Origin of the sequence: Aeromicrobium phoceense (assembly GCF_013868155.1) — a bacterium.
In the GTDB taxonomy this organism is placed as follows: Bacteria; Actinomycetota; Actinomycetes; order Propionibacteriales; family Nocardioidaceae; genus Aeromicrobium; species Aeromicrobium phoceense.
In genome coordinates, this window is record NZ_JACEOG010000001.1 from 1,836,595 (window position 1) to 1,861,939 (window position 25,345).

A 25,345-nucleotide genomic window follows, 5' to 3' on the forward strand; every position below is an offset into this window, starting at 1 on the left:
ACCACCGGAACGGTGGTCGAGCGGCTCAGGTGCCGGTGGTCGAGTAGCACGCGAGCGCAGCGAACGGCGTATCGAGACCACGTCGTTCTGAGTCTTCCCTCACCACAGGGGCGTCGTCGTACCGTCGAAGCAGGACCACCGATGGAGGCGACCATGAACGTCCAGGAACTGCCACCCGTCCACGACTGCGCCGTCGAAGGCTGCTCGTACAACGCCGATCACGAGTGCCACGCCGGAGCGATCAACATCACCGGGGCCGAGGCCGGCTGCGGCACGTTCATCGACATCAGCATCTCCGGTGGCCTGCCCACCGCGACCGCGATGGTCGGCGCGTGCCACCGGACCGACTGCACCCACAACGACGCGCTGGAGTGTCACGCGGACTCGATCCGCGTCGGGCCGGGCGCCGACGTGGCGGACTGCCTGACCTACCAGGTGGCCTGAGCGAACCCGTCCGCCTCGGGAGGCGGCGACCCGGCGCGGGTGCAAGGGTCGAAGCATGACCACTCATGACGACCAGACCCAGACCGTCACGGCGATCATGCGCGACACCCGGATCGCCGTGCTGACCTACGTCTCGCAGGAGGGCGCCCTCGTGTCCACCCCGATGGGCACGCAGGACTTCGAGCACCCCGGCACCACGTGGTTCCTCACCGAGCGCAGCAGCGAGAAGGTGCGAGCACTCGAGGCGGACCCCCGCGTGAACGTGGCCTACGCGAGCGACGCCGGGTGGGTCTCGCTCAGCGGCACCGCCCACGTCGAGCAGAACCGCGGCAAGGTCGAGGACCTCTGGGACACCTCCGCCGGCGCCTTCATGTCCGGCGGGCCCGAGGACGCCGACAACATCGCGCTGCGCATCGACGCCACCACGGCCGAGTACTGGGAGTCTTCGGGCAAGGTCGCCGCGGCCGTCCAGTTCGTGAAGGGCCTCGTCAGCGACTCGCAGCCCGACCTCGGCGACAACGACACCATTCGGCTCTGACGGGTTCCTCCGCCGGAAGGACATTTGGGGACTGCCGGTCAGTCTGCTTCGTGCGGCTCGTTCGAGTCGCTCATCGGCGCACCCGGTAGCGCAGGTGGAGCACACGCTCGCCCTGGATGACCACGTCCGGGTCCTCCAGCAGGTGCTGCGCGTCGACCGACCCGAAGTAGCGCTTGCCCGAACCGAACACGACGGTCACGACGTCCATGCGCACCTCGTCGACCAGACCAGCAGCGAGCACCTGGCCGCCAACGTCGCCCGAGGCCACCTCGACCCAGCGGTCGCCCGCGAGCTCCTGCGCCTTGGCCACCGCTGCCTCGACGCCGTCGACGAAGTGGAACGGCGCGCTGGAGTCCCAGCCCTCGGGCGGCGGCCGGTGCGTCACGACGACCACGTGCTCGATGCCGCTCGGAGGCGTCCCGTCCCACCCGTCCGTCAGGTCGAAGACGTGACGGCCGGCGATCGTCACCCCGATCTGGTCCCAGTACGGCCGGACGTAGTCATGGGAAGCCTGCGACACCTTGAGGAGTCCGCTGTCATCCAGCGGGACGTCGCCGCTGGTCAACCAGTCGAACAGCGTCCCGGGCTCGTCGTTCTCGTCGGCGATGAAGCCGTCCACCGACACCGAGCTGTACATCACGACCTGGCCCACGGCGCTCTCCTCTGGTTGGTGTCCAACCCAACTCGTGCGGCGGTCGTGCGTCAACCAGCAGCGGGAGGGGAGGTGTGTCCCGCCTCTCGCGACTCGCGTCGCCGGCGGAACCAACTGATCATCGCGAAGGTCGCCACCGCAAGGAGGGCGGGTGGCGTGGCCTCCCGGGGGTCACGGATGAGGTGGACGATTCCTGCGGTGACGACGAACAGCCAGCACACTGCGATGGCGAGTCCAAGCACGAGCGACACGGCCCTCATCGCCAACGTGATCATCCAAGTCACTCCTCATGGTCGCCCAGGAGGGCTCGGAAGTTCACCGAATCGGGACGAGCACTTCGAGGGCTCCGGACTCGCTCGCTTCTCGGTGTGGTTCGCGTCCCGGTACCTCGACCATCTCCGCCGTACGACGCCGCAATCCCCGTCCAGGAGCGGTCCGGGCTGGGCCGCGGGTGTTCCCGTGGGGCCCAGCCCGGACGCGACCGGCCCTAGGGCACGCGGGGCTGGAGGCCTGCCGCTTCCTCCGCCGGCGTCTCCTCCCACGTGTGGTCCAGCTCCGGCAGCAGCCGGTCCAGCCACCCCGGCAGCCACCAGTTGGCGTCGCCGAGGAGCTTCATCGTGGCCGGGACGAGCACCAGGCGGACGACGGTCGCGTCGAGGAAGATCGCCGTGGCCAGTCCGACTCCCATCATCTTCACCACCGGGTCGCTGCCCAGGACGAAGCCCGAGAAGACCGCCACCATGATCAGCGCGGCCGCGGTGATGGTGCGCCCGGTCCCGGCGATCCCGGCGATGACCGCGCGGGTGTTGTCGCCGTGGCGCCGGTACTCCTCGCGCACCCGCGACAGCAGGAACACCTCGTAGTCCATCGAGAGCCCGAACAGGATCGCGAACATGAACAGCGGGATGAACGACACGATCGGCACCGTCGACTCCACGCCGATCAGGCTGGCCGCCCAGCCCCACTGGAAGACCATGACGAGCACCCCGTACGCCGCGCCGACGCTCAGCAGGTTCAGCAGCACCGCCTTCAGCGGCACCAGGACCGACCGGAACAGCAGGGTGAGCAGGAGGAACGACAGCACCAGCACGGCAGCCACGAAGCGCGGCATCCGCTCCTGCACCCGCTCACCGAGGTCGGCGAAGGTGGCGGTCTGACCGCCGACGTGGGCGGTGGCCTCGGTGCCGTCGAGCACCGTCGGGATGACCTCGCTGCGGAGCCTCGCGACGGTCTCCTGGGTGGCTTCGTCCTGGGGCGACGTGGTGGGCTGCGCCACCAGGGTCGCCACGCCCGCGGTGGGATCGATGATCGGCTCGCCGACCGAGGCGATGCCGGGATCGGCCGCCATCGCAGCGGCCAGCGGTGCCACGACGGACACGTCGCGGGAGGTGTCGACCGCGATCACCAGCGGTCCGTTGGCGCCGGGGCCGAACCCGTCGGCGATGAGGTCGTAGGCCCGGCGCTCGGTCCTCGACTCGGGCTTGGTCCCGTCGTCGGGGAATCCCAGGTTCAGCGCGAGAACGGGCGTGGCCAAGGAGACCATGAGGACGGCTCCGCCGACGAGGTACGCCGTCGCGTTGCGGGTCACGTGAGCACCCCAGCGGTACCAGCCGGTGCTCGGCTGGTGGGGCCTGCGCCGGCGGCCGTTGATCCGGTGCCCCACCAGTCCGAGCAGTGCCGGCAGCAGGGTGATCGACGCGAGCACCATCACGAGCACCATCGCGGAGATGGCGATTCCACCGCCCGTCACGAACGGGATGCCCGCGAAGAGCAGCCCGAGGATCGCCACGACGACCGTGCCACCCGCGAAGATCACGGCCTGTCCCGCGGTGGCCAGGGCCCGGCCGACCGCCTCGGCGACCGGCATCCCCAGGGCCAGGTTCTCGCGGTGCCGGGTGACCATGAACAGCGCGTAGTCGATGCCGACGCCGAGCCCCACCATGGCCGCGAGCTGCGGCGCCCACGCGGGGATGTCGACCAGGTACGTCACCAGCTTCATCGAGGTGGCGCCGATGACCAGGCCGAACAGCGCCATCCCGATCGGCAGCCCCATCGCCACGAAGGAGCCGAAGGCGATCAGCAGGACGACCATCGCGACGACGATCCCCGCCACCTCGCCGAGCCCGGTGGGCGCCTCCTCGAACGCGAAGAACAGGTCGCCTCCGGTCTCCAGCGTCACTGACGAGTCGTCACGCAGGTCGGCGACGGCGTCCTTGAGGTTCTCCAGGTCGGAGGCATCGAGGTGCTCGATCGCCGGGTACTGCACGCGCACCAGAGCGACCGTGCCCTCGGGCGAGACGTCGCTGCTCGTCCCGACGACACGGGGAAGCGCCTCGAGGGAGGCCTCCACCGGCGGCAGCTGCGCCGCGGCGTCCTCGGCCTCGAGCACGACGTGGGCGGTGACTCCGCCCTCGTCGGCCTGGGCCTTGGCGAGCAGCTCGGCGGCCTGGTGGGAGTCGAGGCCGGGTGCCTCGAAGCTCTCCTCGAGATCGCGCCCGAAGGCGACCGAGGAGGTGACGACGACGACTGCGAGGACGACCCAGGCGCCGATGGCGATCCAGGGTCGGGTGGCAGCGGACCGGCCGAGCCGGTAGAGGAGATTCGACATGCCTCCACGCTGGCCCGGCGGCGAGCGACGCACATCGGGCGCAGGAACGGGGGAGTCCTCGGGCGAAAGGACGAGGAGCGGCTCCTGCTCGAGACCGGTACGAGGAGGGTCGCCGATCCCTAGGCTGAGGAAGTGCTCCCCGCCTTCATCCGCTCGATCCTTGCCGAGCCCCGCGCCCCGGACCCGCCGGCACGGGTCTGGTGGGACTGGGTCTTGGTCGGAGCCCTGCTGGTCACGGCCGCGGGTGAGGCGATCTTCCGCTCCGACGTACCGGTGCGGCCGTTGTCCACCGTGGTCGCGTTCCTGGTCATTCCGGTCCTGCTCTGGCGGCGCACCCATCCACTCCTGGCCACCGCGGTCGGCTTCGGCGGCGCGATGGTGCTGCACCTCCCGTTCATCCTCGACGGCATCCGCGATGCCGGGCTCTACTCCATGATCGCCGTCCTGCTGTTCCCGTACGCCCTCTACCGCTGGGCTTCCGGCCGCGAGGCCCTGATCGGCACGGCGATCGTCGCCGTGCCGGTCGTCTTCGGTCTCGCGGCCAGCCAGACCCTCGGGGACCTGATCGGTGGCACCACCGTGGTGGTCGCGTCCTTCGCCCTCGGGGCCGCGATGCGCTACCGCGCGGTGGCGCACCAGCGCGAGGTGCAGCAGGTCCGGACCCTCGAGCGCGGTGAGCTCGCCCGCGAGCTGCACGACACCGTCGCGCACCACGTGTCGGCCATCGCGATCCAGGCCCAGGCGGGACGGGCGGTGGCTGCCAACGACCCGACTCTGGCGGTCGAGGCGCTGGCCGTGATCGAGGCGGAGGCGTCGCGCACCCTGCACGAGATGCGCACGATGGTCCGCGTGCTGCGTGACGGCGCGGGCGCCGACGCGGAGCCGGCCGACTTCGCACCGCAGCGGGGCATCGGCGACCTGGACGAGCTGACCCGGATGAGCCCACTGGTGCAGGTGCACGGCGGAGGCGACCTCGCGGGCCTGCCGCTCCCGGTGGAGGTGGCGGTCTACCGGATCTGTCAGGAGTCGGTCACCAACGCGATCCGGCATGCGCTGAACCCCACGGCGGTCACGGTGGAGGTCACCGGCGACGCCGGCGTCGTACGGTTGCGTGTGCACGATGACGGAGAGGCGGCCCGCCCCGCGAACACCGGGGGCTACGGCCTGCTCGGCATGGCTGAGCGAGCGAAGCTGCTCGGCGGCACCTGTGAGGCCGGCCCCGACCCGGCCGGCGGCTGGACCGTCGAGGCGACCCTGCCGCGCGAGGTGCCCCAGTGACCGGTTCTGCGACCATCCGTGTGGTGGTCGCCGACGACCAGCTCCTCGTCCGCACCGGCCTCACCATGATCCTCAACGCGCAGCCAGGGATCGAGGTGATCGGCGAGGCGACCGACGGTCACGAGGCGGTGGCCGCGGCACGCGAGCTGCGTCCCGACGTCTGCCTCTTCGACATCCGGATGCCCGGCATCGACGGCGTCGAGGCCACCCGCCAGCTCGCCGGGCCGGGCGTCGAGGACCCCATGGCCATCGTGATCATCACGACCTTCGACCTCGACGAGTACATCCACGGCGCCCTCAAGGCCGGCGCCCGCGGCTTCCTCCTCAAGGACGCCGGACCCGAGCTGCTCGTCCAGGCGATCCACGCCGCCGCGAACGGCGACGCGCTCATCTCACCCGACATCACTCGCCGCCTGCTCACCACGCTGGCCGGGCTGGAGCGAACCTCCAAGCCGGCCCAGCCGATCGAGCCGCTCACCGAACGCGAGGAGGAGGTGCTGCTCACCGTCGCCCGCGGCCGCACCAACGCCGAGATCGCCGATGAGCTGCACATCAGCCTGAGCACGGTGAAGACCCACGTCGGCGCGCTGATGAACAAGCTCGGCGCCCGCAACCGCGTCGAGGTCGCGATGTGGGCCTACGAGACGAAGCGCGTCAAGGGGTAGAGCCGACCACCGTCGCGGTCGGCGCAGTGCGCGCGCCCACTCGCGGCGGATTCGGGTTGCTCACTGTCCGGAGCGAATGTGCATGCGTTCGCCCTGGGGGCCGAACAGGCCGATCACCTCGGCGGGGATGTCGCCACGGTTGGCGACGACGTGGGGCGTGCGGGTGTCGAACTCCACGACCTCGCCGGGACCGAGGTCGATCTCGCGTCGATCCAGGACAAGGTGTAGTCGACCTGAGAGGACGTAGATCCACTCGTACCCATCGTGGACCTGAGGTCGGTACGGCTCAGGCGGGTCGTGCGGGGGGATGACGATCTTGAAGGCCTGCACTCCGCCGGGCCGACGCGTCAGGGGGATGAAGGTCCGCCCGTGGCGGACGATCGGCTTCGCGCGCACCCGGGGATCGCCGGTCTCGGGCGCATCGACGAGCTCGTCGAGCGGCACCTGGTGTACCCGAGACAGCGCCAGCAGGAGCTCGAGGGTCGGCTTTCGCTGCCCGGACTCGAGTCGCGAGAGCGTGCTCGTCGAGATGCCCGTGTCGGCGGAGAGATCGGCGAGAGTCGCCCCGCGTGCGGTGCGCAGAGCCCGCAACCGCGGGCCCACGCCGTCGAGGACGCGACTCGTGTCGTCCGAGATGTCGGTCATGGGGCCACTTTGCCACAACGGCAAGGAATCTTGCCGTGCGTCCGAAGCGGCACCATGCTGAGACCATGACCGACTCACACGACCACGATGACCACCAGCAGGACGCCCCGGACTACTTCGAGCAGCCCGGCTGGGACAAGCGGTACGCCGGGTCCGAGAAGGTCTGGAGCGGCCAGCCCAACCCCCAGCTCGTCGCGGAGGTCAGCGCTCTGAACCCCGGCACTGCGCTGGATCTGGGATGTGGTGAGGGTGGCGACGTCATCTGGCTGGCGCAGCAGGGATGGACCGTCACCGGCGCCGACTTCTCAGCTCAGGGACTTGACCGTGCCGCCCGGCACGCGGAGGAGGCGGGCGTGGCAGACCGAACCAGTTGGTGGCAGGTCGACGCTCGCACGTTCGACGCCGGGAGTCGCCGGTTCGATCTCGTGACCACTCACTTCCTGCACCCCGGGGGCTCGATGGTCGACGTCGTGCGGCGCCTCGCCACGGCGGTCGCGCCCGGTGGACACCTGCTCGTCGTCGGGCACGCCCCGTCGGAGACCTTCGCTCAGCTCAGCGCCGAACAGTTCCGCGCCATGTGGCACGCCGAGGACCTTTTGCCTGCCCTCGACGACAGCTTTGAGCCGGTGGTGGTCGAGGAACGTCCGCGCGTTGTCGAGCGCGACGGGAAGACCGTCGAGATCGGCGACGCGACACTACTGGCGCGGCGGGTCGGCCTCGACGGCTGACGGCGACGGAGCGCTGGGGCGTCAGCCAGGGTGGTGATGCTCGCGGTACGGCTTGTACAGGCGGCGCAGGAATGCCTCCAGCTCCGCCCGGAGCTCGCCTTCCAGCGAGGCGAAGGAGAAGGTTGCCTTGCCGGTGCGCAAGGACTTGAACTCCTCGGAGGAACCCTTGAGCGCCTCTGGCCACGTGTCCACGGCGACGGCGTAGAGGCTCACCTTGCGCGCGCTCCGCTTCACCGCGGCGAAGTAGTCGTGGCCGCCAGAGCCGGGCCAGCGCAGTGAGGGCATCCCGTAGATCGTCGCGTCCTCGAGCTCAGCCCGATAGGGGGCGAGCAACGTCCAGATCCCGTCTTCGACAGCGTCCAGGTCCACCATCGACGCAGTCTATGACCGGATCGCTTGCGGGCGCTCTACGGCTCGAGCGTCATGCGCCGGACGTGAGGGCCCTCGAACTCATAGACGTGAGTCACCTCGGAACGCTCCAGGACGTTCCCGGCAGGGTCGCGGACCACGAGACGAACGCGCGCCTCGACCGTTCCATCGGGGCGATCCCGGAGGTGTCGCACGATGGTCATGGGGCGGATCTCCCGCCACTGCCGCTCCCAGTAGTCCCGCACCTCGTCGCGCCCGGACAGCCGACCGCCCTCCCAGCCGTTCGGCCAGTCGACGTCGGGTGCCATCGCGGCGAGAACGGCGTCGAGATCACGGTCGTTGAACGCCTGGTACAGCGCTCGCAGGCTGTCGGCGTGTCCACTGGTCATGGGGTTGATGATGGCGTCCCTCACCGTCGCGTGCGGGGTTGGTTCGTCCGTCGGGTGGCCGGCGCGTTGCGGGGATCGTCGGGCCAGGAGTGCTTGGGGTAGCGCCCGCGCAGGTCGGCACGCACCCCCGGATAGCCGTTGTCCCAGAAGGACTCCAGGTCTGCCGTGACGGCGGCCGGGCGCCGGGCGGGGGAGAGCAGGTGCAGCAGGAGCGGAACCCTGCCCTCCGCGAGACGTGGCACGTCTTTCCAGCCGAAGACCTCCTGCAGCCGCACGGCGAGCACTGGCTGCTCCTGCGAGTAGTCGATCCGCACGATCGATCCGCTGGGCACTTCCACTCGCTCGGGAGCCAGCTCGTCGAGTCGTCCAGCCTGCGGCCACGGCAACAACGCCCGCAGCGCGCCGACGACGTCGATGCGGCGAAGGTGCTGCGCCGAGCGGACCCGCGCCAGCTGCGGCCCGAGCCACGACTGGAGGTTCTGCGTCAGCGCCTCGTCGCTCACGTCGGGCCAGGGATCACCGAGGGCCCGGTGCAGGAAGTCGAGGCGAGCGCGCAGCGCCGTGGCCGCCTCCGACCAGGTGAGGAGGCCGATGCCCTCGCTCTCCAGCGCCTCCTGGATGGCCTCGGTCACGGCTTCCACCGGTGGGTCGCTGAGGGGGACGGAGCCGAGCTCGATCGCGCCGAGCAGCGTGCGGCGCCGGGCCAGGACCCGCCCGCCGGTCCAGCCGACCTCGTCCACCTCGGTCCACAGCGAGCCCGCCGCCTCCAGCGCGAGGTCCTCGGTGAGCGGTGCCGCTGACCGGATGCGGGCCTCCCGCTGCCCGGACCGGCGATCCGCATCGGCGACCGCGAGCCACTCCAGGCCGGCCAGGGGGCCCGGGTCGCGCTGGTCGAAGGCCGCGCCGGTTCCGGACGTCATCAGGTAGCTCGACCCACCGGAGCGCTTGCGCGCGATCCGGTCCGGGTGGGCGAGGGCGACGACGGGCCCCACCGCCACGTCATCGGTCAGGGCTGGGGCGTGCCGGTCAGCACCCTGATCCTTCGCACCCTGCTCTTTCGCGACCGCCTCCAACCGCTTGACCTGGGTGCGCCACGAGCCTGATCGGTGCCCTCCACGCAATGAACGAAGCGCCGCCACCAGGTCTCCAACGGGAGCACGAACGTCCTCGCTGAGCATGGCGACGACCTCGGCGGCCCGCTTCGTTCCGACGAGACCGGCCCCGTCGATGAGCGCCCGTGCGAGCCTGGGGTCGACCGGCACGCCTGCGATGACCCGGCCGCGCGGGGTGGCGGTTCCGTCCTCGGTGATCGCGCCGAGGTCCACCAGCACCTGCCGGGCTGCCGACAGCGCGTGCGGCGGCGGCTGGTCGAGGAGGGCCAGCTCGCGAAGGTCGTGACTTCCCCAGCACGCCAGCTCGAGGGTGAAGGCGGTCAGGTCGGCGGTGGCGATCTCGGGTTCGGGGTGAGGTGCCAGGTGCGCGTGCTCCGCCTTCGACCAGCACCGCAGGACCGCGCCCGGTCCGAGACGGCCGGCTCGTCCAGCTCGCTGGTCGGCCGCGGCCCGGCTGACGGCGACCGTGACCAGCGAGGCGAGTCCGCGCCGGTGGTCGGTGCGCGGCTCTCGCGAGAAACCGGCGTCCACCACGACGCGCACGCCGGGCACCGTCAGCGACGACTCGGCGACCGCGGTCGAGACGATCACGCGGCGACGCGGACCCTCGGTGAGCGCGCGGTCCTGCTCGGCGCTGGACAGGCGGCCGTGCAGGGCGTGCACGTCGGCGTCCACTCCGGTCAGGCGACGGATGGTCGCGTCGACCTCCGCGACACCGGGCACGAAGACGAGGACGTCTCCTTCTTGCTCGGCGAGCGCACGCCGGACGGTCGCGGCGACGTGGTCGTGGAAGGCGGGAGTGATGCCTCGGTCGTCGGTGCGGCGCGACCCGGGCGGCAGCGGGCACCAGACCGTATCCACCGGGTGCAGGGCACCGGGGACGGTGATCACCGGTGCGGGGTCGTGGCCGCCGAGCAGCGCGGCCGTGCGCTCGGCCTCGATGGTGGCGGACATCGCCACCAGGGTCAGGTCCTCACGGAGGTTCGCCCGGATGTCGATCAGCAGAGCGAGGGTGAGGTCGGCGTCGAGGTGGCGTTCGTGCACCTCGTCGAGGACGACGGCGCCGACGCTGGCGAGCTCGGGATCGTGCTGGATCCGCCGGAGCAGCAGGCCGGTGGTGACCACCTCGACCTGCGTGCGTCGACTGGTGCGCCGGTCCCCGCGCACGGAGTAGCCGACCGTCTCGCCGACCGGTTCCCCGAGCAGGCTCGCCAGCCTCCGGGCAGCGGCGCGTGCCGCGATGCGACTGGGCTGTGTGACGACGACCCGTCCGGACACGACGCCGGCGACCGCGGGCGGGACCAAGGTCGTCTTGCCGGTGCCGGGCGGCGCATGGACCACCGCGACGCCACGGCTGCGGAGCGCCTCGTCGAGTGCGGCCAGGCCCGCCGTGACCGGGAGGTCTGGGGGTGCGGCGAGCAGGCTGCGCAGCGGGTCGGACACTCCTGCAGTCTGCCCGACATGCCGCGTCCCACCCCGCCGCGGACGCATCTTCACGGGGCAGGCGGGTACAGAGACCACGTGACTGACACCAACCACGGCTTTCTCACGACGATCGGCGCCCATTCCCCCGAGGCAGCCGACGGCCAGGCGACGCTGACCATGGACGTCGACAACCGGCATCTCAACGCCGCCGGCACCGTCCACGGCGGACTGCTCGCGACCTTGGTCGACACGACGATGGGCGCAGCGATCCTCAGCCTCGTGGAGGACGAGACGCCTGCCACGAGTCAGCTCACGGTCACCTATCTCCGCCCCGGCAAGCCGGGCCGGCTCACGGTCACCTCGAAGGTGCGCAAGCGCGGCGACAGGCTCACCATCTGCGAGTCCGAGGTGGAGCAGGACGGGAAGTCGCTGGTGCACGCGCTGGCGACCTTCGCGCTCACAGAGAACTGACTCGCCGACGAGCAGCGACGGACCTCGCTCCTAGGGCAAAGTCGTGGTTTCCAGGTCCGGGTGTTCCGAACCCGATAGACAATGCACATGAAGAAGATTGCGATTGAGTTCGACGGAAGCGTGAAAGACGCGAGAGCCCTCGCAAGAGCAGTCGCGTACGTATTCGAGTCGAGTCGCGTAGATGATGGTGCGACTTACATCGAAGGATTCTCGATGAACAAGACCGACAAGTGGCAGGCCGGGGATCCGGCGATCACCATCACGGAGCGGTAGCGTCGGTGCCCGAACTTTAAGGCGAGGGACAGGACCAGCCCGCGTGAGCGGCAATGGCGCGCGCCTCTGACGAATCGCCCGCGGCGTTCCTCACCGCCACCATCTGAAGTTGCGGCTCCGCCTCGTGAGATCCGAACTTGCCTTCCCGAGGGCCTCGTTAAGCAGTTCGTGGACATCCTTCGACAGCCGACTGAGGTGTTGGTCGTCACTCGCGCCGTTCAGACGTCCTACGCTGCTCCGGGCGCTCTCGAGGCATCCTCTCAACGCTTCGTCGCCGCTGAGAATGGCGACTTGACCGATAGCTGAACGAGACCGGGTATTGGCACGATAAGCCTCTTGGCGAAGGGGTACGCGATCCGCCTCTGGCAGATCGTCGAGCCGGGCTTTGACACGGTTGAACGTGGCCCGATGATATTCGTACAGGCTCGCCGAACACTCACCGAAGGTGGTGAGTTTCGCGTCCAGTATCCGTTCATCACGCACCGCTTCGCGCTGGCCTCTGCCCGCCAACCACGCCCCACTCAAGGTCGCGAGAAAGCCCATGGCGGCGACTGCGATGGTGGCATCCACCCTCCGCAGCCTAAGCCGCTTCCACTCTCCAAGAGGCCTTTTCGCGCTTAGGAGGAAAGCGTCAGCGCCGCGGGCAAGTTTCCCGTTGGGCTGACCATGGCTCGCGCGGCGCGCACCCTAGTTCGCCATCTCAAGCAAAGCGTTCCGAACCCGAAGGAGGACGTCAGGCCCTTCATCGCGAGCATCACCAACGCGGCGGAATGCACGACCCCACGCGGCCCCGAGGCCGAGAGTGAGGCGTGCAGTCTCGGGTACACGATCACCATGAGCCTCTCCATCGGATGCACCCTCATGTGCGAGCAGTCCCCGCCCACGAAGCTGGTGAAGTACGCCCAGAAGGCCGAGGAGGTGGGGTTCCCGTTCGCCGTCATGAGCGACCACTTCAACCCGTGGCTGGACGAGCAGGGTCACAGCCCGAACGCGTGGGTGACCCTCGGCGCGGTCGCCAACGCCACGCAGACGCTGGAGCTGATGACGTACGTGACGTGCCCGATCGGGCGCTACCACCCGACGGTCGTGGCGCAGCAGGCCGCAACGCTCGGCGTCCTTAGCGAGGGACGCTTCTCGCTGGGCCTGGGCGCGGGGGAGAACCTCAACGAGCACGTGATCGGCGAGGGCTGGGACCCCGTCAACGAGCGTCACGAGCGGTTCGCCGAGGCGCTCCAGATCATCAGCGAGCTCTTCGAGGGCGGGTACGTCAACTTCGTCGGCGACCACTACCGGGTCGACTCCGCGAAGCTCTGGGACCTGCCGGAGACGCGCGTGCCCATCGGCGTCGCGGTCAGCGGCCCCCAGTCGATCGAGATCGCCGCTCCCTGGGCCGACTTCATGATCGCCGTCGAGCCCGACGGCGATGCGGTCAAGAACTTCGACGAGGCGACCACCGCGAAGAAGCCGGCCCGCAAGGTCGGTCAACTGCCGATCTCATGGGACTCCGACCAGGACAAGGCGCTGGCTCGAGCCCATGAGCAGTTCCGCTGGTTCGCCGGCGGGTGGAAGGTCAACGCCGAGCTGCCCGGCCCGTCCGCGTTCGACGCGGCGAGCCAGTTCGTGCGCCCCGAGGATGTCGCTGAGCAGATGGCTTGCGGCAACGACATCGACGCCGTGATCGAGGCCGTTCGGCCGTTCGCCGAGGCTGGCTTCACCGACCTCGCGCTGCTCCAGATCGGCGACGAGGGGCAGGACGAATTCTTCGAGGCGGCGCCTGAGATCCTGGCGGCTTTGAACCAGACCCTTACGGCCTAGACAAGGTGCTCTGAAGCTCACTGGTGGTACTGACCTCTGAATCTTCGGACGCCACGAGGCAGAGTTAGTACCGTCGCAGGCATGACTCTCGATCCAGGCTCACCGGATGCAGCAGCGGCGCGGGGCCGCGAGGAGGGGGCCCTCTCAAATCAACTCATAAGACTGAACGACGAAGTAGCAGGTCTACGTGACCTGTCTGATCGTATGAGTGCCCATGGCATCGCGCATGAAGGGGAAGAGGTCACTCTGCTGTCGGATCTTGTAGGTGTGTTAGTGGCGATCTGGACCCAGTGTGGAATTAATGTGCTCGAAAAGGATCCGGATGCCCCGACGCCGGTGATAGAGATCATGAGGACATTTCGGGTGGACGCCGAGATCTATGCGCTGACGAGCACCGTGCCGGACGGAGTCCGAGAGAAAATCAGAAAGTCGATCCGGCGAGAGGTCGCGCAAGCGTCGGAGAAGCTTGAAGCAGCGATTCGCTCAACGTTCGCTGAGGCGTCCGAGTACGCCGCGGTCGACGAAGGGGGGCGGCCCATAGACTACGCCGACCAATCCAGAGTCTGGTGGCGAACTTGCCGCCACCTCGGGCAATACGCACGAGAACTGGACCGAATGGAGGCCGCCGCGGAGAAGGCGGCTCTCTTCGCCGGGAAGACCGACGAGGCAGCGCAAGTACTTGCTGAGACCACGGCGAAGGTTGATGAGCAAGTGCAACGGGCTAAGGCGGCTGCGAACACTGAAGCGAATGGGAACCTCGCGAGCCACTTCAAAGAGCTCGCCGATAAGGAATTAGGTGCAGCTTTCCGCTATCGAGCCTTCGCCGTGACTTTGGTCGCATTGGCCGTAGGTATTTCTTTCGTTATCCACTCAAGTTCGAAGGGCAGCCAATGGAGTGAGCTTCCCTCCTATCTTCCGGGACTGGCCCTTACGTTGACCGGTGTGTATCTAGCACGTCTCGCCGGGCCGCACTTCCATCTGGGGAAGTGGGCAGCAGCGGTTGAAGTCCAGTTGAAGTCATTCGAAGGTTTCACCGGCGTCGTCGAGGACGGTGGCATTAGAGAGCGCATGCGTGAGGAGTTTGGCCGGCGTGTGCTGGGCCCCCCGCCGCTGTTCGATGCCAGCGCGGAACCGACGCCGGGGTTGACCACCACAGACGTGCTCCAGATCCTCGCAGCAGTGCGCCGCCAAGACTCGAAGTGAGACCCAATGCTTCTCGTCCACCACCGCAGGCATATCCGGGCAAGCGGCCGGCGAAGGCGCGACCTCATGGGCACTTTGCGACGGAATGCCGAATTTCTACTCCGATGAAGGAATTCCTCGAATCCAACACTCAGAGGCAACCTCGACGCGGAAACGTAGGGGTTATGCAGTCGTCGTCACGCCTGGTAGGTGCCGCCAGAATGACGGCGCAAAGATGCTCAACGGATTCTCGACTTCAGCAGTCTCATCCAGAGTCTTTCGTATTTGAGCCGCGATCTGCGCCTTGAGTGACTCCAACTGCGGAACCAGCGTGTAGATATCGGTTGTGTCGACGACGATCGTTCGGACCTGTCCAATGTCGAATGGAAGCCTGTCCGCAGCACGACTGATCTGGACGATTGGGCGCCTAACCGCGTGCCGCAGCGCCAACTCGTAGAAGACATTCGGGTTGTGGAAGGAGAGGTCAACAATGACGAGCTTGCTGTGGACGATGTGTTCGATGATTTGACCGGTGATCATACCGGCCTCGCCAATCTTGTCCGCCCGCACGAGACTCAGGCCGAACTCCGCAAGAGCAGGCTCAACGAGCGCGCCCATGAACAAGTCAGCGTGCTTGCGCTGTTCGCTGCCGTCCTCGCCAATTGGTGAGATGTAGAAGCATGCCGACTCGTAGCCGGCATTCTGAATCTGTTCCGGAGTAGCGATCGGAGACTGCCGCTGGGAGACCGTGGACCGCACGATTGCCGGCTGCGCGGCCGTCTGGGGGAGGAAGTCGTCGATGACGGTGTCGATGCTGAGCAGGCGCTCGGCGCCGCTGATTGACCGCAGCACTCCAACGAACTTCGTGTTGACCGTAAACGTCTCCACGCATTCGGTCGCATCCTCCTCTGGGATGCCCGCCTCTCTGGCCCTGTCGATGAGCACCGCCTGTACGGGCAAACGGTTGCCAATGTAGGAGTCGTAGAGACTCTTGAAAACCTCGACTGACTCGATTGCCAACTTAAATCTGGCACGGATTCTCGCCGCAGGAGAGGTGTCCTCGCTGACGGCGTAAAGTCCGTCGTCGGTGAGCTCAATGAACTCGGACGAGTAACTGCCTTTCGTGAGCCCGTACTTGGCGCTGTTAGTGATCAGTTGTCTGCTCGCGCCGCTGTCGGGGCTCTTGCCGAGATTGTCGAACAATGTGATTCGTCGCACGGGCTGCCCAGCGCCCGTCTCGTACACCGCGGTCGCAAGTTCCAACGCATCCTCAAATGTTGCCGCTGGAAAGAGTGTCGTTCGACGCTGACGCTTCGGCTTCGAAGGGCGCTCACTCTCGGAGGCTTTCCTCGGCGCAGTGCTTTTCCTTGGTGAGTGCTTGGCCGCGACTTTCTTCGCGGGAGTGGGTGCCTTGGCCCCGCTCTCGTCGAGAGCTCCGTCAGCAGCGTCCCCGGGCTCGACGGGTGTCGGCGCCGCTGCACCGCCTCTAAGCGTGACGTCGCTGATCGATTCGGGCGTCGCATCGATTGTGCCGGTCATATGGCCCTCCAGAGGATCACGTCGGTCGGCGCGGGGAATGTACACCGGCACGGCGTGCACCGTGCTGGTTCGATTGTGAACGAAACCACTGAGAGAATCCGGAGTTCGTCTCCGATTCCCCGAACGCTCGTCGTTCGAATGAACAATGCGGAACCGGCTATGTGACACCTCCAACGACGGCGCGATACGGAACGCCGTCGCGATGTCGTAGCCCTTTCAGGCACAGTGAAACGGTCCGAGGCCAGGGCTCTGGCCCGTCCCCGAGGCCATGTCCGCGCCCACGCCATAGAGTCGAACCGTGGAGCAGACGCGCGCGGTCGACCTCGTTCTCGAGGGCGGGGGAGTCAAGGGGATCGCCCTGGTGGGCGCCGCGACCGCGCTGGCTGAGCACGGTTACACGTTCGCGCGGATCGGCGGGTCGTCGGCCGGGGCGATGGTGGGCTCGGTGATGGCGGCAATGCAGCACGCGGGCGAGCCGTTCAGTCGTGTCGACGACATCATGCGCACGATCGACTACAGCGCGTTCCTCGACCGTCGCAAGCGCGGCGCGATGCTGGGGTGGTGGCCGCGGGCCGCCGACGCGTGGGGCGTGATGTTCCACCTCGGGGCGCACCCCGGCCGCCACATGGAGCAGTGGCTGAAGGGCGTCCTGGGCGACCTCGGCGTGCGTACTTTCGGCGACCTCTACTTCGACGACCCGGGCAGCGCGCTGCCGCAGGGCCAGTCGTACCGCCTCGTGGTCACCGCCAGCGACCTCTCCCGCCAGCGGGCCATGTTCCTGCCCTGGGACCTGCCCGCCCACGGCCACGACCCCGACGAGTACTCGGTGGCGCGGGCGGTGCGCGCGTCGGCCGCCATCCCGTTCCTGTTCGAGCCCGTCCGGCTGAAGTCGAAGTACGGCACCCTGACGCTGGCCGACGGCTCGCTCCTGCGCAGCTACCCAATCGAATTGTTCGACCGGCGCGACGGGTTGCCGAGCCGCTGGCCCACCCTCGGCGTGCGGCTCAGCTCCCCGGCGGGGGAGCGGGCGAAGGCCAAGCCCGTCACGTCGCCACTGTCGTTGCTGACGAACCTCATCTTCACCACCGTCGACTCCACCCAGGTGCGCCACGTCAGCGACCCGGCCGCGATCGACCGCAGCATCTTCGCCAAGCCGAAGGGCGTGCGCTGGACCGACTTCGATCTCACGCCCGAGCAGCGCACGAGCCTGTTCGAGTCGGGCCACAAGGCGGCCACCGCCTGGGTCGAGCGGAACCCTTCCGGGCCGCCGGTTCCCGAGCCCGTCGAGGCTGCCGACGTCATCCCGTCGTGGCGTCCCGAGCCCATCGAGTGAAGTCGATGGCTTCATTTCTCGGTAATGAAGGTATATGCTTCATTCCATGGAAATGAAGGTGTCACCTTCACAGGCCGTGGCGCTGATCGGCGACCTCGTGGCCTCACGGCAGGCCACCTCGCGCGCTGAAGCGCAAGAGCGGCTCATCGACGCCCTGGCCACCGCGGCCGAGCTCGTCCCGTCGGACCAGCGGCCCGCTCCCACGATCGGCGACGAGTTCCAGTCCACCCACGCCACGGTGCATGACGCCCTGCTCACCGCGCTCGTCGTGCGGCTCGCGCTCCCGGAGGAGATGGACGCCCGCGTGGGCATCGGTGTCGGCGCCTTCGAAGTCGTCGGTCGCTCCGAGTACGGTCTCACCCAGGACGGGCCGGCCTGGTGGAACGCGCGCGACGCGATCGGCGAGGTCGAACGACGCGTCACCCGCCAGTCGGGGCTGCGCACGTGGGTGCATGAAGGGGGAACCGTGAACGCGTATCTGATGGCTCGCGACCAGGTGGTGAGCGGGTTCGACGGCCGGCAGCGCCGGCTGACGCTGGGCCTACTCCAGGGCCGCACGCAGCGCGAGCTCGCCGCGGCCGAGGGCATCTCCGCGTCCGCCGTCTCCCAGTCGCTGCGTCGCAGCGGTGCGCTGGCCGTCGTCGACGGTGTGGAGCTGGTGCGCTGATGGCTCTCCTCGCCCTCGTCCTGCTGGCGATCTGCCTCGCCGAGTACCTGCGCCACGTCGACCGGCTGTGGGTGGTCGTCGTCGAGGTCGTCGCCATGGTCGCGATCGTGATCCTCGCCGCGTACGGCCTCGGCTACGGTCCGGGCGCCGGCTGGCTGCCCGCAGTCGTCGGCCTCTGGTGGGCCAGCGCCCGCACGGTTCCGTCGTGGCGGATCCCCGGCATGGTCGTCTCCGGCATCGGCGCGCTGCTGGCGCTCGTCGCCTCGCCCGCGATCGACCGCGACGTGCCCCCGATGCTCGACTGGTACGAGGACCTGAACGTGCCGGCGCTGGCCGAGGTCAGCCTCGACGAGATGGTGCTCGCAGTCGTCACCGCCGTGGCGATGATCGGCCCGGCCAATGCCGTGGTGCGCGAGGTCCTCGACCGCGTCGGCCGCGGCCTGCTAGCCGAGGAGCGCCGGCTCAAGGGCGGCCGCGTCATCGGTCCGCTCGAGCGGGTGCTCGTCTTCGGCTTCGCCATCGGCGGCAACTACGGGGGAGTGGCGGCGATCCTCGCCGCCAAGGGCATCCTGCGCTTCCCCGAGATCTCCAAGGACGAGGGCGACGGGTCGCGGGCCGAGTACGTGCTCGTCGGCAGCTTCGTCAGCTGGTTCCTCGCGCTCGCGCTCGTGCCGCTGTTCTGACCACCGGGACGGCACGCTCAACGCCGGTCGTACGATTCCGGTATGGCCGAGACCCCCGACACGCCCGACATCGACATCAAGCCGCGCAGCCGCGACGTCACCGACGGCCTGGAGAAGACCGCCGCGCGCGGCATGCTCCGCGCGGTCGGCATGGGGGACGACGACTGGGTGAAGCCCCAGATCGGTGTCGCGTCCAGCTGGAACGAGATCACCCCGTGCAACCTCTCGCTCGACCGGCTCGCCAAGGCCGTCAAGGAGGGTGTGCACACCGGCGGCGGGTACCCGCTCGAGTTCGGCACGATCAGCGTCTCCGACGGCATCAGCATGGGCCACGAGGGCATGCACTTCTCCCTCGTCAGCCGTGAGGTCATCGCCGACTCGGTCGAGGTCGTCATGTCGGCCGAGCGCCTCGACGGCTCGGTGCTGCTGGCCGGCTGCGACAAGAGCCTGCCCGGCATGCTCATGGCCGCCGCGCGCCTCGACCTCTCCAGCGTCTTCCTCTACGCCGGCTCCACCCTGCCGGGCAACGTCGACGGCAAGGACGTCACGATCATCGACGCCTTCGAGGCCGTCGGCGCCTGCATGAAGGGCCTCATCACCCGCGACGAGGTCGACCGCATCGAGCGCGCGATCTGCCCCGGCGAAGGTGCCTGCGGCGGCATGTACACCGCCAACACGATGGCGTCGGCCGCCGAGGCGCTCGGCATGAGCCTGCCCGGCTCGGCCGCCCCGCCGGCCCCCGACCGCCGCCGCGACGAGTACGCCCGCAAGTCCGGCGAGGCCGTCGTCGAGCTGCTCCGCAAGGGCATCACCGCGCGCGACATCATGACGCTCGAGGCCTTCGAGAACGCCATCACCGTGGTCATGGCGCTCGGCGGCTCCACCAACGCCGTGCTGCACCTGCTGGCGATCGCCCGCGAGGCCGGCGTCCCGCTGACGCTCGAGGACTTCAACCGCGTCGGCGACAAGGTCCCGCACCTGGGCGACCTCAAGCCCTTCGGCCGCTACGTCATGAACGACGTCGACAAGGTCGGCGGCATCCCCGTGATCATGAAGGCGCTGCTCGACGCGGGCCTCATGCACGGCGACGTCATGACCGTCACCGGCAAGACGATGGCCGAGAACCTCGCCCACATCGACCTCGGTCTCGACGGCGACGTCATCCGGCCCCTGGACAAGCCGATCCACAAGACCGGCGGCCTCACGATCCTGCACGGCACGCTCGCCCCCGAGGGTGCGGTCGTCAAGAGCGCCGGCTTCGACGAGTCGGTCTTCCGCGGCACTGCCCGCGTGTTCGACGGCGAGCGCGCCGCGATGGATGCGCTGGAGGACGGCACCGTCGTCGCCGGCGACGTCGTCGTCATCCGCTACGAGGGCCCCAAGGGCGGCCCGGGCATGCGCGAGATGCTCGCCATCACCGGTGCCATCAAGGGCGCAGGCCTCGGCAAGGACGTCCTGCTGCTGACCGACGGTCGCTTCTCCGGTGGCACCACCGGCCTGTGCGTCGGCCACGTCGCGCCGGAGGCCGTCGACGGCGGCCCGATCGCGTTCGTGCGCGACGGCGACCCGATCACGCTCGACGTGGCGAACAAGCGCCTCGACGTCGAGATCGACGACGCCGACCTCGAGCAGCGCAAGGTCGGCTGGGAGCCCAACCCGCCGAAGTACACCAGCGGCGTTCTGGCCAAGTACCGCAAACTGGTCAGCTCGGCCGCGCACGGCGCCGTCACGGGCTGAGGCTTAACCCGCGGCGGTACGTGATCTCGATACAACGTCTCGCTGCGCTCGCCGTCACTCGATCACCGGCCGGCTGCGCTCGCCGTCACTTGATCACCGGGCACTCGGTGGTCGAGTAGCTCGCGAGCGCAGCGAGCGGCGTATCGAGACCAGTCGAGACGGCGGGGAACCGCACCGTAGAATCACTCGGTGCCGAACTTCACCGACGACGAGCTCGCGACCGCCCTCAAGGTGCTGGGCGAGGCGCAGCACCTCGGTGACGAGGACGAGGCCTACGTGGCCCTCCGCCGCGCGTGCGGCAAGTTCTACAAGGACGTCAAGAAGCAGCGCCGCAGGGCCAAGCGCGACGCCGTCAACGAGGCCGACCGTGAGGTCGTCTCGCTGACCGCCACCGGCTCGCCGCGCCGCATCGACGACGAGACCGCCGGCATCCCGCTGGTCTCCACCGCGCGCGGTGCGTCGGCGGGCGTGCTGCAGGTGGCCCGCGGCTGCTACATCTGCAAGGACAAGTACACGGTGGTCGACGCGTTCTACCACCAGCTGTGCCCGAAGTGCGCCGCCCTGAGCCACGCCAAGCGCGACCAGCGCACCGACCTGACCGGACGCCGCGCGCTGCTCACCGGCGGCCGCGCCAAGATCGGCATGTACATCGCGCTGCGGCTGCTGCGCGACGGCGCGCACCTCACGATCACCACGCGCTTCCCGCGCCACGCGGGGCGCCGCCTCAGCGCCCAGCCCGACAGCGACGAGTGGATCGACCGGCTCAAGATCGTCGGCATCGACCTGCGTGACCCCGCCCAGGTGATCGGCCTCGCCGACGAGATCGCGGCGTCGGGCCCGCTCGACATCCTCATCAACAACGCCGCCCAGACGGTGAAGCGTCAGCCCGGGGCCTACCAGGCCATTGCCGACGCCGAGGCGCAGCCGCTGCCCGAGGGCTACGTGCCCGAGCTGATCACGTTCGGCCACACGAGCGACGCCCACCCGGCCTCGCTCGTGGGCTCCGTGAGCTCGCACCCGGCGCTCGCCGGCGACGCCGTCACGGCCGAGGAGCTCACCGCGATCGCCCTCGAGGCCGGCTCGGCCGACCTCGAGCGCATCGACGCCGGAGGCCTGCTGCCCGACCTCGTCGACACCAACAGCTGGGTCCAGCACGTCGGCCAGGTCGATGCGCTCGAGCTGCTCGAGGTCCAGCTCTGCAACAGCGTCGCGCCCTTCATCCTGATCAGCCGGCTGCGTCCGGCCATGGCCGCCTCGGCCGCCCGCCGCAAGTACGTCGTCAACGTCTCGGCGATGGAGGGACAGTTCTCCCGCGGGTACAAGGGACCCGGCCACCCGCACACGAACATGGCGAAGGCCGCGCTCAACATGCTCACCCGCACCAGCGCGCGCGAGATGTTCGAGACGGACGAGATCCTGATGACCGCCGTCGACACCGGCTGGATCACCGACGAGCGCCCCCACGTCACGAAGCAGCGCCTCGCGCAAGAGGGGTTCAAGGCCCCGCTCGACCTCGTCGACGGCGCCGCCCGCGTCTACGACCCGATCGTCCAGGGCGAGGACGGCGTCGACCTCCACGGCGTCTTCCTGAAGGACTTCGAGCCCTTTCCCTGGTGAGCCGATGGACTTCACAAGCCTGACCACCGAGCGGCTCGACCTGTCCGCGGTGTCGTTCGCTGACCTCGCCGAGCTCCACACGCTGCACGCGGACCCGCGGGTCTGGACGCACCTGCCCTCCGGCGTGCACACCGATGAGCAGCGGACCCGTGCCGACCTCGAGATGTACACCGCGGACTGGGAGCGGGACGGCCTCGGCTACTGGACGGCGCGGCGGCGCAGCGACGGTGAGCTGGTGGGCATCGGGGGAGTGCGGCTGCGCCCGACCGGAGTCTGGAATCTCTACTACCGGCTCGCCCCTGACCACCAGGGCCAGGGATACGCGCTGGAGATCGTGCGGGCCGCGTTCGAGGCGGCCGCCTCGTACGATCCCGAGGCGCCCATCGTGGCCTACCTGCTGGAGCACAACGAGGCGTCGCGTCGCACCGCCGAGCGGGCCGGGATGACGCAGGTGTGGCGCGGGCCCGATCGCGAGGTGCCCGGCGGCGTCCGGCTGGTCTACGCCGACCGGACCCTCTCAGCGGCTGCTCTCGCGGCCTTCACGGACTGACCCGCGTCCGTATGGTGGACACGGAATCTCACAACTTGACCACTTCGCGTCCGCGGCGCACACTGGTTCCATGCACGCGCTGCTTCTCGTAGTCCACTGACGCACGGCACCTCGCCGCGCGTCTCGCCCTCGTCGCCTCACGGCCGGGGGTTTTTTCATGCAGTGAATGGACGACGAGAAGCAGGGAATACGATGGGGAACCGAGCACCGGCCGCGATCACGGGGTGGCCGGCAGACGAGACGGGTAGGGCCATGACCGAGACGGCACCGGAGACGATGACCGGGGCGCAGAGCCTCGTCCGATCGCTGGAAAAGGCCGGGGTCGAGGTCATCTTCGGGATTCCCGGAGGCGCGATCCTGCCCGCCTACGACCCGCTGTACGACTCCTCGATCCGCCACGTGCTGGTCCGTCACGAGCAGGGTGCGGGTCACGCCGCACAGGGCTACGCCATGGCCACCGGCAAGGTCGGCGTGTGCATGGCCACCTCGGGCCCCGGCGCCACGAACCTCGTCACCGCGATCGCCGACGCCTACCTCGACTCGGTGCCGATCGTCGCCGTCACCGGACAGGTCGCCAGCAGCGTCATCGGCTCGGACGCCTTCCAGGAGGCCGACATCCGCGGCATCACGATGCCAATCACCAAGCACAGCTTCCTCGTGACCGACCCGGCCGAGATCCCGCGCGTCGTGGCCGAGGCCTTCCACATCGCCTCCACCGGCCGTCCCGGGCCCGTGCTGGTCGACGTCGCCAAGGACGCGCTCCAGGCCGTCACCACCCACGAGTGGCCGCACGAGCTCGCGCTGCCGGGCTACCGGCCCACCACGCGCCCGCACAACAAGCAGGTCCGCGAGGCCGCCCGCCTCATCGCCGAGGCGAAGAAGCCGATCCTCTACGTCGGCGGCGGCGTCATCAAGGCCGACGCGTCGGCCGAGCTCAAGATGCTCGCCGAGCTGACCCAGATCCCCGTCGTCACCACGCTGATGGCACGCGGCGCGTTCCCCGACTCCCACGAGCTGCACCTGGGCATGCCGGGCATGCACGGCACGGTGGCCGCGGTCGCCGGCCTCCAGCGCTCCGACCTGCTGATCACCCTCGGCGCCCGCTTCGACGACCGCGTCACCGGCAACCTCGACACGTTCGCGCCCGACGCCAAGGTGATCCACGCCGACATCGACCCGGCCGAGATCAGCAAGAACCGCGTCGCCGACGTGCCGATCGTGGGCGACGCCCGCGAGGTCATCGCCGACCTCATCCGCGCCCTGCAGAAGCAGTCGCAGGACGATGAGCTCACCGGCGACTACACCGCGTGGCGCAACTACATCCTCAACGTCAAGGCTCAGTTCCCGGTGGCGTACGACAAGCCCTCCGAGGGCCTGGCGCCGCAGACCGTGATCGAGCGCATCAACGCGGCCGCCGGCGCCGAGGCGATCTACACCGCGGGCGTCGGTCAGCACCAGATGTGGGCCGCGCACTACGTCCAGTACGAGCGCCCGCGCCAGTGGCTCAACTCCGGCGGTGCCGGCACGATGGGCTACGGCGTGCCCGCCGCGATGGGTGCCAAGGTCGGCGACCCCGACCGTGTCGTCTGGGCCATCGACGGCGACGGCTGCTTCCAGATGACCAACCAGGAGCTGGCCACCTGCGCGATCGAGGGCATCCCGATCAAGGTCGCGGTGATCAACAACTCCTCGCTGGGCATGGTGCGCCAGTGGCAGACCCTCTTCTACGAGGGCCGCTACTCCAACACCGACCTGAACACCGGTCCCGAGTCGATCGGCGCCCGCCGGATCCCCGACTTCGTCAAGCTCGCCGAGGCCTACGGCTGCATCGGCCTGCGCTGCGAGAGCGAGGACGAGCTCGACGAGGTCATCGCCAAGGCGATGAGCATCAACGACGTGCCCGTCGTGATCGACTTCGTCGTCGAGCGCGACGCGATGGTCTGGCCCATGGTCGCCGCCGGCACCAGCAACGACGACATCAAGATCGCTCGCGATCTCGCCCCCGAATGGGAAGACGAGGACCTCTGATGCCCCAACACACCCTCAGCGTGCTCGTCGAGAACACGCCCGGCGTCCTGGCTCGCGTGTCGAGCCTGTTCATGCGACGCGGCTTCAACATCGACTCCCTCGCGGTCGGTCCCACCGAGATCCCCGAGATCTCGCGCATGACGATCGTCGTGAACGTCGAGGAGCTGCCGCTCGAGCAGGTCACGAAGCAGCTCAACAAGCTGGTCAACGTCCTCAAGATCGTCGAGCTCGACTCCGGCAACGCCGTCGAGCGCGAGCTGATGCTGATCAAGGTCAAGACCGACCAGCAGACCCGCGGCCAGGTCCTCGAGACCGTGCAGCTGTTCCGCGCCAAGGTCGTCGACGTGGCCCAGGAGTCGGTCACGATCGAGGCCACGGGCGACGCCGGCAAGCTCACGGCGATGCTCAACGTGCTCGAGCCCTTCGGCATCCGCGAGATCGCCCAGTCCGGACGCGTCGCGATCGGTCGCGGCTCGCGGTCGATCACCGACCGCACGCTGCGCACCGTCCCCGGCACCGCCGCGGGCTGAGCCCACCCCAGAACTGCGCCGGCGCACGCACCTGCGCCTTCGACCCCCAACCAAGGAGAACCCCATC

General features: G+C 68.9%; 25 protein-coding genes. 17 read left to right on the forward strand and 8 right to left on the reverse strand.

The window, feature by feature from the left end; translation table 11 throughout:
- Positions 1–153 precede the first annotated feature (153 nt).
- Positions 154–444, forward strand: a complete 291-nt coding sequence (locus H1W00_RS08905) for a DUF1540 domain-containing protein (protein ID WP_206679990.1) — start codon at positions 154–156, stop codon at positions 442–444.
- Positions 445–499: 55 nt separating this feature from the next.
- Positions 500–982 (forward strand): pyridoxamine 5'-phosphate oxidase family protein, encoded by a 483-nt coding sequence (locus tag H1W00_RS08910; protein ID WP_181755381.1) that lies wholly within the window; start codon positions 500–502, stop codon positions 980–982.
- Between the two features lie 70 nt (positions 983–1,052).
- On the opposite strand, the gene H1W00_RS08915 is transcribed toward H1W00_RS08910, so the two are convergent.
- Positions 1,053–1,634: a dihydrofolate reductase family protein gene (locus H1W00_RS08915; RefSeq protein ID WP_181755382.1), complete on the reverse strand. Its 582-nt coding sequence runs from the start codon at positions 1,632–1,634 to the stop codon at positions 1,053–1,055.
- Between the two features lie 487 nt (positions 1,635–2,121).
- Entirely contained in the window at positions 2,122–4,242 is a 2,121-nt protein-coding gene (locus H1W00_RS08920) for an MMPL family transporter (RefSeq protein ID WP_181755383.1), read from the reverse strand.
- Positions 4,243–4,374: 132 nt separating this feature from the next.
- Here H1W00_RS08920 and H1W00_RS08925 point away from each other — a divergent pair, with 132 nt between their 5' ends.
- A complete protein-coding gene (locus H1W00_RS08925; RefSeq protein WP_181755384.1) occupies positions 4,375–5,520 on the forward strand; it encodes a histidine kinase in 1,146 nt (381 codons plus the stop codon).
- The gene (locus tag H1W00_RS08930; RefSeq protein ID WP_181755385.1) at positions 5,517–6,185 is read left to right on the forward strand and encodes a response regulator; all 669 of its coding nucleotides are present in this window, start codon (positions 5,517–5,519) and stop codon (positions 6,183–6,185) included. Before H1W00_RS08925 ends, H1W00_RS08930 begins: the two co-directional genes overlap by 4 nt.
- A gap of 60 nt (positions 6,186–6,245) precedes the next feature.
- On the opposite strand, the gene H1W00_RS08935 is transcribed toward H1W00_RS08930, so the two are convergent.
- Positions 6,246–6,830: a helix-turn-helix domain-containing protein gene (locus H1W00_RS08935; RefSeq protein ID WP_181755386.1), complete on the reverse strand. Its 585-nt coding sequence runs from the start codon at positions 6,828–6,830 to the stop codon at positions 6,246–6,248.
- A 65-nt stretch (positions 6,831–6,895) separates the two neighbouring features.
- On the opposite strand from H1W00_RS08935, the gene H1W00_RS08940 reads away from it, so the two are divergent.
- Positions 6,896–7,558, forward strand: coding sequence for a class I SAM-dependent methyltransferase (locus H1W00_RS08940; protein WP_181755387.1), 663 nt, complete (start codon positions 6,896–6,898; stop codon positions 7,556–7,558).
- 21 nt (positions 7,559–7,579) lie between these two features.
- Here the strand turns inward: H1W00_RS08940 and H1W00_RS08945 are convergent, their stop codons facing one another.
- Genes H1W00_RS08945 through hrpB form a run of 3 tightly spaced genes read right to left on the reverse strand, consistent with a single transcriptional unit; the run spans position 7,580 to position 10,919 of the window.
- Entirely contained in the window at positions 7,580–7,930 is a 351-nt protein-coding gene (locus H1W00_RS08945) for a hypothetical protein (protein ID WP_181755388.1), read from the reverse strand.
- A gap of 35 nt (positions 7,931–7,965) precedes the next feature.
- Positions 7,966–8,316, reverse strand: a complete 351-nt coding sequence (locus H1W00_RS08950) for a nuclear transport factor 2 family protein (RefSeq protein WP_181755389.1) — start codon at positions 8,314–8,316, stop codon at positions 7,966–7,968.
- Positions 8,317–8,336: 20 nt separating this feature from the next.
- Positions 8,337–10,919 (reverse strand): ATP-dependent helicase HrpB, encoded by a 2,583-nt coding sequence (gene hrpB, locus H1W00_RS08955; RefSeq protein ID WP_181756222.1) that lies wholly within the window; start codon positions 10,917–10,919, stop codon positions 8,337–8,339.
- Between the two features lie 30 nt (positions 10,920–10,949).
- On the opposite strand from hrpB, the gene H1W00_RS08960 reads away from it, so the two are divergent.
- Both H1W00_RS08960 and H1W00_RS08965 read left to right on the forward strand, forming a co-directional pair.
- Positions 10,950–11,324, forward strand: a complete 375-nt coding sequence (locus tag H1W00_RS08960; protein WP_206679991.1) for a hotdog fold thioesterase — start codon at positions 10,950–10,952, stop codon at positions 11,322–11,324.
- Between the two features lie 87 nt (positions 11,325–11,411).
- Positions 11,412–11,597 carry a hypothetical protein gene (locus H1W00_RS08965; RefSeq protein ID WP_181755391.1) on the forward strand — a complete coding sequence of 62 codons (186 nt, stop codon included), beginning with the start codon at positions 11,412–11,414 and terminating at the stop codon, positions 11,595–11,597.
- A 90-nt stretch (positions 11,598–11,687) separates the two neighbouring features.
- Here H1W00_RS08965 and H1W00_RS08970 read toward each other — a convergent pair whose 3' ends face one another.
- Positions 11,688–12,167: a hypothetical protein gene (locus H1W00_RS08970; RefSeq protein WP_181755392.1), complete on the reverse strand. Its 480-nt coding sequence runs from the start codon at positions 12,165–12,167 to the stop codon at positions 11,688–11,690.
- 264 nt (positions 12,168–12,431) lie between these two features.
- On the opposite strand from H1W00_RS08970, the gene H1W00_RS08975 reads away from it, so the two are divergent.
- Together H1W00_RS08975 and H1W00_RS08980 are read left to right on the forward strand one after the other, a co-directional pair.
- On the forward strand, positions 12,432–13,412 hold the full coding sequence (locus H1W00_RS08975) for a TIGR03557 family F420-dependent LLM class oxidoreductase (RefSeq protein ID WP_181755393.1): 981 nt from the start codon (positions 12,432–12,434) through the stop codon (positions 13,410–13,412).
- Positions 13,413–13,493: 81 nt separating this feature from the next.
- Positions 13,494–14,615, forward strand: coding sequence for a hypothetical protein (locus tag H1W00_RS08980; RefSeq protein WP_181755394.1), 1,122 nt, complete (start codon positions 13,494–13,496; stop codon positions 14,613–14,615).
- Positions 14,616–14,777: 162 nt separating this feature from the next.
- On the opposite strand, the gene H1W00_RS08985 is transcribed toward H1W00_RS08980, so the two are convergent.
- The gene (locus H1W00_RS08985; protein WP_181755395.1) at positions 14,778–16,184 is read right to left on the reverse strand and encodes a hypothetical protein; all 1,407 of its coding nucleotides are present in this window, start codon (positions 16,182–16,184) and stop codon (positions 14,778–14,780) included.
- 247 nt (positions 16,185–16,431) lie between these two features.
- Here H1W00_RS08985 and H1W00_RS08990 point away from each other — a divergent pair, with 247 nt between their 5' ends.
- From H1W00_RS08990 to ilvN, 8 genes are all read left to right on the forward strand, one after another.
- Positions 16,432–17,466, forward strand: coding sequence for a patatin-like phospholipase family protein (locus tag H1W00_RS08990; protein ID WP_181755396.1), 1,035 nt, complete (start codon positions 16,432–16,434; stop codon positions 17,464–17,466).
- A gap of 46 nt (positions 17,467–17,512) precedes the next feature.
- Entirely contained in the window at positions 17,513–18,133 is a 621-nt protein-coding gene (locus H1W00_RS08995) for a SatD family protein (protein ID WP_181755397.1), read from the forward strand.
- Positions 18,133–18,816, forward strand: coding sequence for a hypothetical protein (locus H1W00_RS09000; RefSeq protein ID WP_181755398.1), 684 nt, complete (start codon positions 18,133–18,135; stop codon positions 18,814–18,816). Before H1W00_RS08995 ends, H1W00_RS09000 begins: the two co-directional genes overlap by 1 nt.
- Positions 18,817–18,858: 42 nt before the next feature.
- Positions 18,859–20,553 carry a dihydroxy-acid dehydratase gene (gene ilvD, locus H1W00_RS09005; RefSeq protein ID WP_181755399.1) on the forward strand — a complete coding sequence of 565 codons (1,695 nt, stop codon included), beginning with the start codon at positions 18,859–18,861 and terminating at the stop codon, positions 20,551–20,553.
- Between the two features lie 189 nt (positions 20,554–20,742).
- Positions 20,743–22,170, forward strand: a complete 1,428-nt coding sequence (locus H1W00_RS09010) for an SDR family NAD(P)-dependent oxidoreductase (protein ID WP_181755400.1) — start codon at positions 20,743–20,745, stop codon at positions 22,168–22,170.
- Between the two features lie 4 nt (positions 22,171–22,174).
- Complete coding sequence (locus tag H1W00_RS09015) at positions 22,175–22,720, forward strand: GNAT family N-acetyltransferase (protein WP_181755401.1); 546 nt, start codon at positions 22,175–22,177, stop codon at positions 22,718–22,720.
- Positions 22,721–22,972: 252 nt separating this feature from the next.
- Positions 22,973–24,748, forward strand: a complete 1,776-nt coding sequence (locus H1W00_RS09020) for an acetolactate synthase large subunit (protein ID WP_181755402.1) — start codon at positions 22,973–22,975, stop codon at positions 24,746–24,748.
- On the forward strand, positions 24,748–25,278 hold the full coding sequence (ilvN, locus tag H1W00_RS09025) for an acetolactate synthase small subunit (protein WP_078698484.1): 531 nt from the start codon (positions 24,748–24,750) through the stop codon (positions 25,276–25,278). The genes H1W00_RS09020 and ilvN overlap by 1 nt, the downstream gene beginning before the upstream one ends.
- Positions 25,279–25,345: the final 67 nt, after the last annotated feature.

Excerpts from the sequence above, each read along its gene's own strand:
- H1W00_RS08905 (WP_206679990.1), top strand. The coding sequence starts at position 154 with ATGAACGTCCAGGAACTGCCACCCGTCCACGACTGCGCCGTCGAAGGC.
- H1W00_RS08910 (WP_181755381.1), top strand. The coding sequence starts at position 500 with ATGACCACTCATGACGACCAGACCCAGACCGTCACGGCGATCATGCGC.
- H1W00_RS08920 (WP_181755383.1), bottom strand. The coding sequence starts at position 4,242 with ATGTCGAATCTCCTCTACCGGCTCGGCCGGTCCGCTGCCACCCGACCC.
- H1W00_RS08935 (WP_181755386.1), bottom strand. The coding sequence starts at position 6,830 with ATGACCGACATCTCGGACGACACGAGTCGCGTCCTCGACGGCGTGGGC.
- H1W00_RS08940 (WP_181755387.1), top strand. The coding sequence starts at position 6,896 with ATGACCGACTCACACGACCACGATGACCACCAGCAGGACGCCCCGGAC.
- H1W00_RS08945 (WP_181755388.1), bottom strand. The coding sequence starts at position 7,930 with ATGGTGGACCTGGACGCTGTCGAAGACGGGATCTGGACGTTGCTCGCC.
- H1W00_RS08950 (WP_181755389.1), bottom strand. The coding sequence starts at position 8,316 with ATGACCAGTGGACACGCCGACAGCCTGCGAGCGCTGTACCAGGCGTTC.
- hrpB (WP_181756222.1), bottom strand. The coding sequence starts at position 10,919 with ATGCGTCCGCGGCGGGGTGGGACGCGGCATGTCGGGCAGACTGCAGGA.
- H1W00_RS08965 (WP_181755391.1), top strand. The coding sequence starts at position 11,412 with ATGAAGAAGATTGCGATTGAGTTCGACGGAAGCGTGAAAGACGCGAGA.
- H1W00_RS08975 (WP_181755393.1), top strand. The coding sequence starts at position 12,432 with ATGAGCCTCTCCATCGGATGCACCCTCATGTGCGAGCAGTCCCCGCCC.
- H1W00_RS08980 (WP_181755394.1), top strand. The coding sequence starts at position 13,494 with ATGACTCTCGATCCAGGCTCACCGGATGCAGCAGCGGCGCGGGGCCGC.
- H1W00_RS08995 (WP_181755397.1), top strand. The coding sequence starts at position 17,513 with ATGGAAATGAAGGTGTCACCTTCACAGGCCGTGGCGCTGATCGGCGAC.
- H1W00_RS09000 (WP_181755398.1), top strand. The coding sequence starts at position 18,133 with ATGGCTCTCCTCGCCCTCGTCCTGCTGGCGATCTGCCTCGCCGAGTAC.
- ilvD (WP_181755399.1), top strand. The coding sequence starts at position 18,859 with ATGGCCGAGACCCCCGACACGCCCGACATCGACATCAAGCCGCGCAGC.
- H1W00_RS09015 (WP_181755401.1), top strand. The coding sequence starts at position 22,175 with ATGGACTTCACAAGCCTGACCACCGAGCGGCTCGACCTGTCCGCGGTG.
- H1W00_RS09020 (WP_181755402.1), top strand. The coding sequence starts at position 22,973 with ATGACCGAGACGGCACCGGAGACGATGACCGGGGCGCAGAGCCTCGTC.
- ilvN (WP_078698484.1), top strand. The coding sequence starts at position 24,748 with ATGCCCCAACACACCCTCAGCGTGCTCGTCGAGAACACGCCCGGCGTC.